This is a genomic window from Pseudomonas brenneri, from assembly GCF_007858285.1.
Taxonomy (GTDB): domain Bacteria; phylum Pseudomonadota; class Gammaproteobacteria; order Pseudomonadales; family Pseudomonadaceae; genus Aquipseudomonas; species Aquipseudomonas brenneri.
Map to the genome: position 1 here is coordinate 19,402 of NZ_VFIL01000005.1, position 13,009 is coordinate 32,410.

The 13,009-nt window shown below is 62.5% G+C and carries 15 protein-coding genes; 2 read left to right on the forward strand and 13 right to left on the reverse strand.

Annotation, left to right across the window (positions count from 1 at the left end; genetic code table 11):
* Positions 1 to 2 precede the first annotated feature (2 nt).
* The 5 genes from ccmE to ccmA form a co-directional block, all read right to left on the reverse strand.
* Complete coding sequence (gene ccmE, locus FJD34_RS11805) at positions 3 to 458, reverse strand: cytochrome c maturation protein CcmE (RefSeq protein ID WP_032859090.1); 456 nt, start codon at positions 456 to 458, stop codon at positions 3 to 5.
* On the reverse strand, positions 455 to 631 hold the full coding sequence (gene ccmD, locus FJD34_RS11810) for a heme exporter protein CcmD (protein ID WP_032859088.1): 177 nt from the start codon (positions 629 to 631) through the stop codon (positions 455 to 457). The genes ccmE and ccmD overlap by 4 nt, the downstream gene beginning before the upstream one ends.
* Positions 628 to 1,383, reverse strand: a complete 756-nt coding sequence (locus tag FJD34_RS11815; protein WP_032859086.1) for a heme ABC transporter permease — start codon at positions 1,381 to 1,383, stop codon at positions 628 to 630. The genes ccmD and FJD34_RS11815 overlap by 4 nt, the downstream gene beginning before the upstream one ends.
* 83 nt (positions 1,384 to 1,466) lie before the next feature.
* Positions 1,467 to 2,135, reverse strand: a complete 669-nt coding sequence (ccmB, locus tag FJD34_RS11820; RefSeq protein WP_032859085.1) for a heme exporter protein CcmB — start codon at positions 2,133 to 2,135, stop codon at positions 1,467 to 1,469.
* A complete protein-coding gene (ccmA, locus tag FJD34_RS11825; RefSeq protein WP_032859084.1) occupies positions 2,132 to 2,767 on the reverse strand; it encodes a cytochrome c biogenesis heme-transporting ATPase CcmA in 636 nt (211 codons plus the stop codon). Before ccmA ends, ccmB begins: the two co-directional genes overlap by 4 nt.
* A 197-nt stretch (positions 2,768 to 2,964) precedes the next feature.
* Here ccmA and fliK point away from each other — a divergent pair, with 197 nt between their 5' ends.
* Together fliK and FJD34_RS11835 are read left to right on the forward strand one after the other, a co-directional pair.
* Positions 2,965 to 4,542 carry a flagellar hook-length control protein FliK gene (gene fliK, locus FJD34_RS11830; RefSeq protein ID WP_065943497.1) on the forward strand — a complete coding sequence of 526 codons (1,578 nt, stop codon included), beginning with the start codon at positions 2,965 to 2,967 and terminating at the stop codon, positions 4,540 to 4,542.
* Positions 4,539 to 4,868, forward strand: coding sequence for an EscU/YscU/HrcU family type III secretion system export apparatus switch protein (locus tag FJD34_RS11835; protein WP_032859079.1), 330 nt, complete (start codon positions 4,539 to 4,541; stop codon positions 4,866 to 4,868). The genes fliK and FJD34_RS11835 overlap by 4 nt, the downstream gene beginning before the upstream one ends.
* Positions 4,869 to 4,941: 73 nt before the next feature.
* On the opposite strand, the gene FJD34_RS11840 is transcribed toward FJD34_RS11835, so the two are convergent.
* From FJD34_RS11840 to FJD34_RS11875, 8 genes are all read right to left on the reverse strand, one after another.
* A complete protein-coding gene (locus FJD34_RS11840) occupies positions 4,942 to 5,334 on the reverse strand; it encodes a DUF2802 domain-containing protein (protein WP_032859078.1) in 393 nt (130 codons plus the stop codon).
* Positions 5,335 to 5,817, reverse strand: a complete 483-nt coding sequence (locus FJD34_RS11845; RefSeq protein ID WP_032859076.1) for a chemotaxis protein CheW — start codon at positions 5,815 to 5,817, stop codon at positions 5,335 to 5,337.
* A 75-nt stretch (positions 5,818 to 5,892) separates the two neighbouring features.
* Positions 5,893 to 6,705 carry a CheW domain-containing protein gene (locus FJD34_RS11850; RefSeq protein WP_032859074.1) on the reverse strand — a complete coding sequence of 271 codons (813 nt, stop codon included), beginning with the start codon at positions 6,703 to 6,705 and terminating at the stop codon, positions 5,893 to 5,895.
* An 84-nt stretch (positions 6,706 to 6,789) separates the two neighbouring features.
* Positions 6,790 to 7,578 carry a ParA family protein gene (locus FJD34_RS11855; protein ID WP_032859072.1) on the reverse strand — a complete coding sequence of 263 codons (789 nt, stop codon included), beginning with the start codon at positions 7,576 to 7,578 and terminating at the stop codon, positions 6,790 to 6,792.
* A 51-nt stretch (positions 7,579 to 7,629) separates the two neighbouring features.
* Entirely contained in the window at positions 7,630 to 8,517 is an 888-nt protein-coding gene (gene motD, locus FJD34_RS11860) for a flagellar motor protein MotD (protein ID WP_065943496.1), read from the reverse strand.
* A gap of 157 nt (positions 8,518 to 8,674) precedes the next feature.
* Entirely contained in the window at positions 8,675 to 9,415 is a 741-nt protein-coding gene (locus FJD34_RS11865) for a flagellar motor protein (protein ID WP_032859068.1), read from the reverse strand.
* On the reverse strand, positions 9,415 to 10,536 hold the full coding sequence (locus FJD34_RS11870; protein ID WP_090290670.1) for a protein-glutamate methylesterase/protein-glutamine glutaminase: 1,122 nt from the start codon (positions 10,534 to 10,536) through the stop codon (positions 9,415 to 9,417). Before FJD34_RS11870 ends, FJD34_RS11865 begins: the two co-directional genes overlap by 1 nt.
* Positions 10,537 to 10,585: 49 nt before the next feature.
* Positions 10,586 to 12,787 carry a chemotaxis protein CheA gene (locus tag FJD34_RS11875; protein ID WP_032859065.1) on the reverse strand — a complete coding sequence of 734 codons (2,202 nt, stop codon included), beginning with the start codon at positions 12,785 to 12,787 and terminating at the stop codon, positions 10,586 to 10,588.
* Between the last annotated feature and the right edge of the window lie 222 nt (positions 12,788 to 13,009).

Sequence of the window (13,009 nt, forward strand, 5' to 3'; positions counted from 1 at the left end):
GCTTAACCCTCCTTGGCTGGGGTTGGCGCGGATTGGCCGCTTTCTTTCAGGGCCTTGGTCACTTCCGGCGGCATGTATTTTTCATCGTGCTTGGCCAGCACTTCATCGGCCACCACCACGCCCTGGGCGTTGAGCTTGCCGAGGGCGACGATGCCCTGCCCTTCGCGGAACAGGTCCGGGAGGATGCCGCGGTAGGTGATGGTCACGGATTTGTTGAAGTCGGTGACCACGAAGGTCACGTCCAGGGAGTCGCCGGAGCGCTTCAGGGAACCAGCCTCGACCATGCCGCCGGCACGGATGCGCGTGTCTTGCGGCGCTTCGCCATTGGCGATCTGGGTCGGGGTATAGAACAGGTTGATGTTCTGCTGCAAGGCACTCAAGGCCAGGCCCACGGCAATGCCGACGCCCACCAGGATGGCAAGGATGATCAACAGACGCTTTCTACGCAGCGGATTCACTTTTCGGTCTCCCGGCGCAGACGACGCGCCTCTTGTTGCAGGTAACGCTTGCGGGCCAGGATCGGCGCAACAACGTTCAGGGCCAGTACCGCGAGGCTGATGCCATAGGCGGTCCAGACATACAGGCCGTGATGGCCCATGGCGAGAAAATCACTGAAAGAGGCGAAGCTCATCCACGGGCTCCCAGGCTGTTTTGTACTTCGACCTTGACCCAACTGGCGCGGGCTTCACGCTTGAGCACTTCCAGACGCATGCGCATCAGCAGCACCGCGCCGAAAAAGCAGTAGAAGCCCAGGACCATCAGCAGCAACGGCGCCCACATTTCCACGGGCATCGCCGGTTTTTCGGTGAGGGTAAAGGTCGCGCCCTGGTGCAGGGTGTTCCACCACTCCACGGAGTACTTGATGATCGGGATGTTGATCACGCCGACAATCGCCAGCACCGCACAAGCCTTGGCCGCACTCTCACGATTGCTGATGGCATTGCCCAGGGCAATCAGACCGAAGTACAGAAACAGCAGGATCAACATGGACGTTAGTCGCGCATCCCAGACCCACCACGAACCCCAGGTTGGCTTGCCCCAGATCGCCCCGGTCAGCAGCGCCACAGCCGTCATCCACGCACCAATGGGCGCCGCGCATTGCAGGGCGACGTCGGCCAGCTTCATCTTCCACACCAGCCCGACGATGCCGCACACCGCCAGCATCACGTAGCAGGACTGGGCCAGCAGCGCGGCAGGAACATGGATATAGATGATGCGAAAGCTATTGCCCTGCTGGTAGTCCGGCGGCGCGAAGGCCAGGCCCCAGACCAGGCCGATACCGATCAGCAGGAAGGCGGCGATGGCGAGCCAGGGCAGCATTTTGCCGCTGATGCCATAGAACCACTTGGGCGAGCCGAGCTTGTGAAACCAGGTCCAGTTCATTGCTGTTTCCATCACGGTTGCTTCTTGTCGTGGCAAGAAGCTTAGGGTCTTTACTGACTAAGACAACGCCTAGTCAGACCTCATTATTCGCCGACGCTGATCTTCAGGCCGGCCGCTATAGCAAACGGTGTCAGGGTTACCGCCAGGGCGGTCAGGCTGCCAAGCCACAAGAGGTAACCGGTCGCCGGCATCCCCATGAGCGCGGCTTGCAAGGCACCGCTGCCCAGGATCAACACCGGGATATACAAAGGCAAAATCAGCAAGGCCAGCAACAGCCCACCACGTTTCAAGCCGACGGTCAGTGCCGCACCCACCGCCCCCAGCAGGCTCAGCACCGGGGTACCTAGCAACAACGAGGCCAGCAACACCGGCAGGCATTCGGCAGGCAAGCCCAACATCATCGCCAGCAGCGGCGCCAGCAGGACCAGCGCCAGGCCGGAGAAGGCCCAGTGTGCCAGTACCTTGGCCAGTACCAGAAGAGGCAGGGGGTGCGACGAAAGGACCCACTGTTCGAGGGAACCATCTTCAAAATCACTGCGAAACAGCCCGTCCAGCGAGAGCAGGACGGACAAAAGTGCCGCGACCCACACCAGTCCCGGAGACAAGGTTTGCAACAGTTTAGTCTCGGGACCGACCGCCAAAGGGAACAGGGCGATGACAATCGCGAAGAACACCAGCGGGTTGGCCAACTCAGCCGGGCGCCGACACAACAAACGCGCTTCGCGAGCGACCAACAGGGCAAATACACTCATACCGACCACCGTGCCAGATCCAGCTCACGGTAACCGGCGGGCATGCGGGTCAAGGTGTGGTGGGTGGTGAGGGCGATCATGCCGCCTTGTTCGCAGTGCTTTGCCAGATGTTCTTCAAGTTGCGCCACACCTTGTTTGTCGAGGGCGGTGAAGGGTTCGTCGAGGATCCACAGCGGCGGGCCCGGCAGATACAGGCGGGCCAAGGCCACGCGGCGTTGCTGGCCGGCCGACAGGGTGTGACACGGCACATCTTCAAAGCCCTTGAGGCCCACGGCGGCCAGGGCCTGCCAGATTGACTCGCGCGCGGCCGGGTGATGCAGGGCGCTGAGCCAACTGAGGTTTTCTTCAGGCGTCAGCACATCCTTGATGCCCGCGGCGTGGCCAATCCACACCAGGTTGCGCGCCAGCTCCGTACGTTGCTCGTGCAGGGGCTTGCCGTTGAGGCGTACCTGGCCCGCCGTCGGCTGCATCAAGCCAGCCAGCAGGCGCAGCAGACTGGTCTTGCCGCTGCCGTTGGGCCCACTGATCTGCACCATGTCGCCGCCCGCCAGACGCAGTTCGAGATGTTCGAACAGCATCCGCAGGTCTCGCTCACAGGCAAGCGCAACGGCTTCAAGTAGTGGACTGGTCACAAGATCGCGGGCCTTTACGGTTCAAGTCGGCGGTGGAACGGCCGTTAAAGAGATGCAGAATAAACGCATTGGCGGCCTGTTTTAGAGAGCTGGATCAATCAGTTGTGATGTTTTTGCGCCGCTCTTTGCAGACGGGCGGCATTATACATGCGATGCCCTACTCTAAAGAGGGCAATTTCCTTGAGACGGCGGCCACGATGAGCGGTGACATCAACCTTCCGATCCTTCCCCCAGCACCCGCTACCGGGCCCAGGCCTGCGCCTGCGGTGGGTGAGTTGCTGAAACTGCTGGAACCCCAGACAGGGTTGATCGACGCTGGCAAAACCGTGAACGCCGAAGTCTTGGCGCTCAAACAAGGCGGTGAAGCCTTTCAGCTGCTGCTCAAGCTGACCCTGGAAGGTGGCCGGCAAACCCTGGTGCAGGCCGCCAGCAGTCAACCGTTGCCCCTGGGCAGCAACGTGGCGGTGAGCCAGACGGCTTCGGGCGACCTGGCGATCAGCCTGCAACAGGCCTTGAGTGCCAATGTCGCGGCCCTGACCCGTATCGACACAAACCAGTTGCCGGTGGGCACGTTGTTGCAAGCCAAGGTGCTGACCTCGCAGATGCTGCCCCAGGGCGCCGGGCAGCCGGCGCTGTACCGCTCGCTGGTATCGGTGCTCAACAACGCGTTGAGCGGCACGACCCTGACCCTGGAAAGCCCGCAGCCGCTGCGCATCGGCAGTTTACTCAGTGCCGTGGTCCAGGGCGCACAGGCCCTGGACTTCGTGCCCTTGAGCGGACGCCAGGATCAACTGGCGATCAGCCAGCAGCTTGCAACCCAGCAAAGCCGCCAGGGCTCGCTGGAAGGTTTGCTCAACGCCCTGCAAAACCTGCCGCGCAATGCCGAACTGCCAGCGGATCTGCGCGCCGCCGTGGAACGGGTACTGGCCGGGATGCCGGACCTGACCCAGGTCAGCAACCCCAAGGTCCTCGCACAGTTGCTGCACAACAGTGGCGCGCTCCTCGAAGCCAAACTGCTGGCCGGGCAAAACCCGCTGATCCCGCCCTTGGACATGAAGGGCAGCCTGCTACGCCTGGTGGCCGAACTGATGCCCGCCCTGCCCGCCAGCACCAACCTCAATGCAATCCTGGCCGCCAACACCTTGGCGCAGATGCTGCCCAGCTTCGTGCGCAGCCCCCTGGGCACCCTCGGCCAGGTGGGCGCCCGCACCGCGCCGGGCGGTTTCCCGCTGCCGGAGCGCCTGTTGCAGCGCCTGGACGGTGAAAACAGCCTGGAAAACCTGCTACGCCTGGCCGCCGCTGCCATCTCGCGCTTGCAGAGCCATCAACTGTCGAGCCTGGAACAGACCGGCACCACCGCCGATGGTCGCCTGCAAACCACCTGGCAGATGGAAATCCCCCTGCGCACCTTGCAGGACATCGTGCCGTTGCAGGTCAAGTTCCAGCGCGAAGAACCGGCGCCGGACAAGGACGAACCCGAGCGCAAGATCGAGCGCGACGCGAAAAAGATGCTGTGGCGCGTGGAACTGGCCTTCGACATGGAGCCTCTGGGCCCGTTGCAGGTCCAGGCACAACTGAGCGAGGGCAAACTCTCCAGCCAGCTGTGGGCCTCCCGCCCCTTCACCGCCAGCCTGATCGAAAGCCACCTGGGCAGCCTGCGCGAGCGCCTGGTGTCATCGGGCCTCAACGTCGGCGACATCGACTGCCACCTCGGCACCCCGCCACGCGGGCCAAAGACCGGGCTTGAACAACGCTGGGTGGATGAAACCGCATGAAAAATCCCAACCCGCCACGCCAGGCCATAGCCCTCAAATACGACGGCAAGGCCGCCCCCGCCCTGACCGCCAAAGGCGACGACGCACTGGCCGAAGCCATCCTCAAATTGGCGCGGGAACATGAAGTACCGATTTATGAAAACGCCGAATTGGTGAAATTGCTGGCGCGCATGGAACTGGGCGACAGCATCCCGGAAGAGTTGTACCGGACCATCGCCGAGATTATTGCCTTCGCCTGGACGTTGAAGGGCAAGTTCCCGGTGGGCTATGACCCTCAGGCTGAGCCGACTGAGCGGGATGTGACCGCGCGCGGGGATGATTACTGAAACCCAGCAGGTGTACCCCAATCAAAAATGTGGGAGCGGGCTTGCCCGCTCCCACATTGGAACTGCGGCAAGCTCAGCTTTTGTGCAACTTGCTCATCAACTGCGCCTCGGCCTGGGTCAGGCCGCAGGATTGGGTCAGTTCGTCCACCGTGGCACCCATGCCTACCAGCTTGGCCGCCTGGGCAAAGGACAGGTTGGCCGGGTCACGCTGTTCCAGCGCCGACAATTTGTCGGGTAACGGAGCGAGGATGGCGCGCAGTTCATGCACGTCCTCCCCTACCCGCACGGCGCTTTGCTGGTAGTTGTCGACGCGCTTGGCCATCTCGCGCAGGCGCTGGTCGCGCACGGCATCGCGCTCGGCCTGTTGCAGCGCCAATTCGCGTTGCTGGCGCATATGGCGCAGCAACACCACCAGAGTCCCGACCCACAGCAGGGCCAGGACGATTACCGCTACCTCAAGCATCAATCAGATGTTCTCCAGGTCCGACCACTCTTCTTCGCTCATCATCTTGTCCAGCTCAACCAGAATCAGCAGCTCGCCGTTCTTGTTGCACACGCCCTGGATGAACTTGGCCGACTCTTCGTTGCCGACATTCGGCGCAGTCTCGACTTCCGACTGACGCAGGTAAACCACTTCGGCGACGCTGTCGACCATGATCCCGACCACTTGCTTGTCGGCTTCGATGATGACGATACGGGTGTTGTCGTTGACTTCAGTCGGCATCAGGCCAAAGCGCTGGCGGGTGTCGATCACCGTCACCACGTTGCCACGCAGGTTGATGATGCCCAGTACGTAGCTCGGCGCACCCGGTACCGGGGCGATCTCGGTGTAGCGCAATACTTCCTGCACGCGCATCACGTTGATGCCGTAGGACTCGTTGTCCAGCTTGAAGGTCACCCATTGCAGAATCGGATCATCCAAACCCTGTGCGGACGCTGACTTGTTCATACCCCTGACCCCTTCAAATACCGTTGAGCACGGCGTGTGTTCTTCTTGGGCAGCGCCGTGGCGCTGCGTCTTTTATCAAGTACGTTTGTTACCTGGCAGATCCTTTACCGCGCCGCTGGCAATCAGCTCCGCCAATTCGGCGACATCCAGCAGCGCGCACATATGTTCAATCACCGTGCCCGCCAGCCATGGCCGCTGGCCCCGATGGCTGCGCCATTTGATTTCGTTGGGGTCCAGGCGCAACGAACGGCTGACCTGATGCACCGCCAGCCCCCATTCGTAGCCCTGCACCGAAATCACGTATTGCAGGCCCTGGCGGAAATCATCGCGGTAGCGGTCGGGCATCACCCAACGCGCGGTATCCAGCACCTTGAGGTTGCCGGCCTGGCTCGGCAGGATCCCGAGGAACCACTCCGGCTGGCCAAACAACGGTGTCAATTCCTGGCCTTCCAGGGAGTAGATCGAACCCAGGCACACCAGCGGCACCGCCAGCGTCAGCCCGGCAACGTCGAACAGCAGGCATTCAAACGGCTCGGCGGCCCAGGACGGCCGGCCATCCGTCTCCACCGGTGGCGGTGTAATGCTTGGCGGGCGATGCACCTCGGCCACGGGTGGCACCAGGACCAGGGGCGCAGGCGCCTCCAGGGCCGGGACTTCGACCGCAACCACAACAGGCATCACCACCGCATCGCGGGCCTGCTCTTCCAGGACCGCCAATTGAAACTCATCCAGCTGGGTCTCAGGCTCAAGAACAGGCAGCGGTTCGACTTCGTCCAGCACCAGGATCGGTTCGGGCAGTTCTTCCTCGGTGGCATCCTGCAGCAGCGCGTCCAGGTAGGACTGCAACGCCAGCTGCGGGCGGCTCTTGATATCGACTGGACGGCTCATCTGTATGCCCACGCGCAAGCCCCGTTAACCGTGTATTCAAAGGTTATCGGCGCGATGCCCCGTGGACTTGAATGTGTGCTCATCTCACGCCACCTGTGCCACAAGTTGTTGGGCCAGCAGATGCTTGAGCAAGGCCCGGTAAGCCAGGACGCCACGGCTTTTGCCGTCGAACTGCGAAGGCGTGAGGCCCGCGCGGCTGGCGTCTCGCAGGCGCGTATCCACCGGGATATAGCCTTGCCAGATGGTCTCTGGATAGGCGTCACGCAGTACACGCAAGGTGCCAAGGGAGGCCTGGGTGCGGCGGTCGAACAGAGTCGGCACGATACTGAACGGCAACGCCTGCTTGCGCGAACGGTTGATCATGGTCAGGGTGCTGACCATGCGCTCCAGGCCCTTGACCGCCAGGTGCTCGGTCTGTACCGGGATCACCAGTTGCTGGCTGGCCGCCAGGGCATTGACCATCAGCACGCCGAGCAATGGCGGGCTGTCGATGATTGCGTAGTCAAAGTCCTGCCACAATTGCGCCAGGCTCTTGGCGATCACCAGGCCCAGGCCGCTCTGCCCCGGCGATTGGCGCTCAAGGGTGGCCAGCGCGGTGCTGGAGGGCAACAGCGAAATCTTGTCGTTGCTGGTGGGCAACAACAGTTGCCCGGGCAAGCCTTGGGGGACGCTGCCCTTGTGCAGGAACAGGTCGAAGCAGCTGTGCTCCAGCGCATCGGGGTCATAGCCGAAATAGCTGGTCATCGAGCCGTGGGGATCCAGGTCGACAATGACCACGCGCTTGCCCGCCTCGGCCAGCAAGCCGGCTAAGGCGATGGAGGTGGTGGTCTTGCCGACCCCACCTTTTTGATTGGCAACTGCCCAGACTCTCATTCGGATTGTTCCTCCCGGTGGGCACTGGCTCGACCGAGAAATAGCACGAGGTTATAGAGCCGGTGACGGAGAATTGACGGCACTCCCGCGTTCCGGCGGCTTTACGGGCGTCGGTGCAGTTTGTGTGCCAGCCCGCTTCATTGCTGCATCAGGTTGTGCATTGGCCGCACCCGTCGCGGTCAGGCTGCGGCGTACATCCAGGTTACGCGACACCACCAAGACCACCCGGCGGTTGCGCGCGCGGCCTTCGGCCGTCGCATTATTGGCCACCGGCTGGAATTCACCATACCCCACCGACGCCAGGCGCCCAGGGTTTACGCCCTGCATCGCCAACATACGCACGATGCTCGCCGAACGCGCCGACGACAACTCCCAGTTGGTGGGGAATTGTGCGGTATGGATCGGCTGGTCATCGGTAAAGCCTTCGACATGGATCGGGTTGTCGAAGGGTTTCAAAATGGCCGCCACCTTGTCGATGATGCTGAAGGCAATATCGCTGGGCAGGGCATCGGCGCTGGCGAACAGCAGGCTGGAGTTGAGCTCGATCTCCACCCACAGCTCGTTGCCACGAATGGTCATCTGGTTGGAGCTGATCAGGTCGCCAAATGCCGCGCTGATATCGTCGGCGATGCTCTTGAGCGGGTCGCTGCCGCCACTGATGCCGGCGTCGGTCTCTTCACTGTCCTTGACCAGGGGCTTGGCCGGGGTCGTGGTCTTGGGCCGCTCATCGCCAATGGGAATCGGCTTGAGGGCCCGGTCCGAGTCGGTGAATACGCCGACCAGGGCTTCAGAGATGACCTTGTATTTGCCTTCATTGATCGAGGAAATGGAGTACATCACCACGAAAAACGCGAACAGCAAGGTGATGAAGTCGGCGTAGGACACCAGCCAGCGTTCATGGTTGACGTGCTCTTCAGGCTCACGGCGGCGACGGCTCACAGGCAATCCCCCTCGCAACACACATCAACTGTAGGAGCGAGCTTGCTCGCGAAAGTCGCGAACGATAACGCTGGCTGGCAGGTTAAACGCAGCGCTCTCGGGGTTTTCGCGAGCAAGCTCGCTCCTACAGGGAGAGGGAGGCGCATGCTCATGCCCATCAATCCATGAAGCCCTGGAGCTTCAATTCGATGGAACGCGGGTTCTCACCCTCGGCAATCGACAGGATGCCCTCCAGGAGCATTTCCCGGTAACGGGACTGGCGCATGGCAATGGATTTGAGTTTGCTGGCAACCGGCAGCAGCAACAGGTTGGCACTGGCCACGCCGTAGATGGTGGCGACGAATGCCACGGCAATGCCGCTGCCCAGTTGCGAGGGGTCGGCCAGGTTGCCCATTACGTGGATCAGGCCCATGACCGCACCGATGATGCCGATGGTCGGCGCGTAGCCGCCCATGCTTTCAAAGACTTTGGCCGCGTTGATATCGCGGCTTTCCTGGGTGTAGAAGTCCACTTCAAGGATGCTGCGGATGGCTTCCGGCTCGGCGCCGTCGACCAGCAGTTGCAAGCCTTTGCGCGCGTAGCTGTCGGGCTCGGCATCGGCCACGCCTTCGAGGCCCAGCAGGCCTTCCTTGCGCGCGGTGAGGCTCCAGTTGACCACGCGGTCGATCCCGCCGGCCAAGTCCACGCGCGGCGGGAAAATGATCCACACCAGGATCTGCATCGCCCGCTTGAACGAGCTTAAAGGCGACTGCAACAGCGCCGCGCCGACGGTGCCGCCGATCACGATCAGCGCCGCCGGACCGTTGGCCAGGGCGCCCAAATGGCCGCCTTCCAGATAGTTGCCGCCAATGATGGCGACAAACGCCAGGAGTATCCCAACCAGGCTCAACACATCCATCAGTGACAGGCCTCCACCAGGTGCTTGCCAATGTCATCCAGGCTGTAGACCGCGTCAGCCAGGTCAGCCTTGACGATGGCCATGGGCATGCCATAGATCACGCAACTGGCTTCATCCTGGGCCCAGATCGAGCTGCCGCCCTGTTTGAGCAGGCGCGCGCCTTCGCGGCCATCGGCGCCCATGCCGGTGAGGACCACCGCCAGAACTTTGTCGCCGTAGGACTTGGCCGCCGAACCGAAGGTGATATCCACGCACGGCTTGTAGTTCAGGCGCTCGTCGCCCGGCAGGATTTTCACCGCGCCGCGACCATCGACCATCATTTGCTTACCACCCGGGGCCAGCAACGCAAGACCCGGGCGCAGGATATCGCCGTCTTCGGCTTCCTTGACGCTGATGCGGCACAGCTTGTCCAACCGCTCGGCAAAGGCCTTGGTGAAGGCCGCGGGCATGTGCTGGACCAGCACGATGGGCGCCGGGAAGTTGGCCGGCAACTGGGTCAAGACGCGCTGCAAAGCCACCGGGCCGCCGGTGGAAGTACCGATCGCCACCAGTTTGTAGGCCTTGCGCTTGGGCGGAGGCGACGCTGGGCTCGGCGCCGCTGTACGCGCCGGGGCCACGGCAGGCCGTGCCACTGGGGCCGGCGCCGGGCGCCCGAAACTGCTGCTGGTCGGTGCAGGTGCCGCTACCGGGGCGGGAGCCACCGGGGCACGGAAGCTGCTGCGATTGCTGCGCGAGATGCTGTGCACCTTCTCGCAGAGCATCTGCTTGACCTTCTCCGGGTTGCGCGAGATGTCTTCGAAATTCTTCGGCAAAAAGTCCACGGCGCCAGCGTCCAGCGCATCGAGGGTCACCCGGGCGCCTTCGTGGGTCAGCGACGAGAACATCAAGACCGGGGTCGGGCAGCGCTGCATGATGTGGCGCACCGCTGTGATGCCATCCATCATCGGCATCTCGTAGTCCATGGTGATCACGTCCGGCTTCAATGCCAGTGCCTGGTCAATCGCCTCTTTGCCGTTGGTGGCCGTACCGACCACCTGGATGTTGGAATCCGCTGAAAGAATTTCCGAGACGCGGCGGCGGAAAAAACCCGAATCGTCCACCACCAGAACCTTGACTACCATAACCACTCCGTTAGGCAGGGCGAGGGACAACCGCCCTGCCCGGGCCGAATCAAATACGCCGTGCGGCGTAACGCTTGAGCATGCTCGGAACATCGAGAATCAGCGCGATCCGACCGTCACCGGTAATGGTCGCACCCGACATGCCTGGCGTTCCTTGCAGCATCTTGCCCAATGGCTTGATGACCACTTCTTCCTGGCCAACCAGTTGATCGACGACAAAGCCGATACGCTGGGTGCCCACGGACAGGATCACCACGTGGCCTTCGCGCTGCTCTTCATGAGCGGCGGACGCCACCAGCCAACGCTTGAGGTAGAACAGTGGCAACGCCTTGTCGCGCACGATCACCACTTCCTGGCCGTCGACCACGTTGGTGCGCGACAGGTCGAGGTGGAAGATTTCGTTGACGTTGACCAGCGGGAAGGCGAACGCCTGGTTGCCCAGCATCACCATCAGGGTCGGCATGATCGCCAGGGTCAACGGCACCTTGATGACGATCTTCGAGCCCTGGCCCTTGGTCGAATAGATATTGATCGAGCCATTGAGCTGGCTGATCTTGGTCTTCACCACATCCATGCCCACGCCACGGCCGGACACGTCGGAAATCTCGGTCTTGGTCGAGAAGCCCGGGGCAAAGATCAGGTTGTAGCACTCGGTGTCGGTCAGGCGGTCGGCGGCGTCCTTGTCCATGACGCCGCGCTTGACCGCGATGCCGCGCAGGATGTTGGAGTCCATGCCTTTGCCGTCATCGGTGATCGACAGCAGGATATGGTCGCCTTCCTGTTCGGCCGCCAGGATCACTTTGCCCAGGCGCGGCTTGCCGCTGGCTTCGCGCTCTTCGGGGGTTTCCACACCGTGGTCGACCGCGTTGCGCACCAAGTGGACCAGCGGGTCGGCCAGGGCCTCGACGAGGTTTTTGTCGAGGTCGGTTTCTTCGCCCACCAGTTCCAGGGCGATCTCTTTTTTCAACTGCCGGGCCAAGTCACGGACCAGGCGCGGGAAGCGCCCGAAGACCTTCTTGATCGGCTGCATGCGCGTCTTCATCACCGCGGTCTGCAGGTCGGCCGTGACCACGTCGAGGTTCGACACGGCCTTTTGCATGGCTTCATCGCCGCTGCTCAAGCCCAGGCGCACCAAGCGGTTACGCACCAGCACCAGTTCGCCCACCATGTTCATGATGTCGTCCAGGCGCGCGGTATCGACCCGCACGGTGGTTTCGGCTTCACTGGCCGGAGCCTTGTCGGCAGCCGCCGGCGCGCGGGCCGGTGCCGGTGCAGCGGCGCGGGCTGGAGCAGGCGCAGCAGCCTTGGCTGCCACCGCTGCCGGCTTGGCGACGGCAGCAGTGGCGGTGGCCGCTGCTGCAGGTGCCACTTCAGAGAACTTACCCTTGCCGTGCAGCTCGTCGAGCAGGGATTCGAATTCGTGATCGGTAATCAGGCCATCCGCAGCAGGGGCAACAGCAGCAGGCGGGGCAGCGACCGGTGCAGCCGCCGCTGCAACTGCCGGCAAGGCATCAGCCGCAAACGAGCCCTTGCCATGCAACTGATCCAGCAGTGCTTCAAATTCGTCATCGGTGATGTCGGTGCTGACCGGCTGGGCAGGCTCCACAGCCGCCGGCGTTGCCGCCACGGCGTCCGGGGCGAACTGGCCCTTGCCGTGCAACTGATCGAGCAACGACTCGAACTCGGCATCGGTAATGTCTTCGCTGGTCGGCACCATGGCTGGCGCAGCCGCTGCCGGTGCTTCTGCCTGCGCCTTGACGGCATTGAGGGAGTCCAGCAGTTGTTCGAATTCGCTGTCGGTAACGTCAGGCTCGGCCACCGGTTCAGGCGCGGCTTCAACCACCGGGGCGGCATTCAGGGCAGCAGGCTCTGCCAGGCGCGCCAGGGCGGCCAGCAGTTCCGGGGTGGCGGCGGTAATCGGTGCGCGTTCGCGCACTTCATTGAACATGCCGTTGACCGCGTCCAGGGCTTCAAGGATCACGTCCATCAGTTCCGAATCAACGTGCCGCTCACCCTTGCGCAGGATGTCGAACACGTTTTCGGCGATGTGGCAGCACTCCACCAGCTCATGGAGCTGGAGGAAGCCGGCGCCCCCTTTTACAGTGTGAAAACCGCGAAAAATTGCATTGAGCAGGTTCGCATCATCCGGTCGGCTTTCCAGCTCGACCAGTTGCTCGGACAACTGCTCTAGAATTTCGCCGGCCTCTACAAGGAAATCCTGAAGGATTTCTTCATCGGCGCCGAAGCTCATATACGTGCTCCTTTAGGTCCTGATAACGGCAAATGGCGGATCGCGTTGGAGCTGTGAGCGGGCCAGGCAAGGCGCGGAACGCAGGCAAGGGTTGTTTCCTTGTCAAGTTCCGCAACGCAGCATGGCGCGCTCACAGCTCCAACCCGGAGGGCCGCGCCCCGCAAGGCGCAATCCGTCGTTATTCGTCGTTCATTTGGAAAAACCAAACTTCTCTCCTCATGC

Excerpts from the sequence above, each read along its gene's own strand:
- ccmD (WP_032859088.1), bottom strand. The coding sequence starts at position 631 with ATGAGCTTCGCCTCTTTCAGTGATTTTCTCGCCATGGGCCATCACGGC.
- FJD34_RS11815 (WP_032859086.1), bottom strand. The coding sequence starts at position 1,383 with ATGAACTGGACCTGGTTTCACAAGCTCGGCTCGCCCAAGTGGTTCTAT.
- ccmB (WP_032859085.1), bottom strand. The coding sequence starts at position 2,135 with ATGAGTGTATTTGCCCTGTTGGTCGCTCGCGAAGCGCGTTTGTTGTGT.
- fliK (WP_065943497.1), top strand. The coding sequence starts at position 2,965 with ATGAGCGGTGACATCAACCTTCCGATCCTTCCCCCAGCACCCGCTACC.
- FJD34_RS11835 (WP_032859079.1), top strand. The coding sequence starts at position 4,539 with ATGAAAAATCCCAACCCGCCACGCCAGGCCATAGCCCTCAAATACGAC.
- FJD34_RS11845 (WP_032859076.1), bottom strand. The coding sequence starts at position 5,817 with ATGAACAAGTCAGCGTCCGCACAGGGTTTGGATGATCCGATTCTGCAA.
- FJD34_RS11850 (WP_032859074.1), bottom strand. The coding sequence starts at position 6,705 with ATGAGCCGTCCAGTCGATATCAAGAGCCGCCCGCAGCTGGCGTTGCAG.
- FJD34_RS11855 (WP_032859072.1), bottom strand. The coding sequence starts at position 7,578 with ATGAGAGTCTGGGCAGTTGCCAATCAAAAAGGTGGGGTCGGCAAGACC.
- FJD34_RS11865 (WP_032859068.1), bottom strand. The coding sequence starts at position 9,415 with ATGGATGTGTTGAGCCTGGTTGGGATACTCCTGGCGTTTGTCGCCATC.
- FJD34_RS11870 (WP_090290670.1), bottom strand. The coding sequence starts at position 10,536 with ATGGTAGTCAAGGTTCTGGTGGTGGACGATTCGGGTTTTTTCCGCCGC.
- FJD34_RS11875 (WP_032859065.1), bottom strand. The coding sequence starts at position 12,787 with ATGAGCTTCGGCGCCGATGAAGAAATCCTTCAGGATTTCCTTGTAGAG.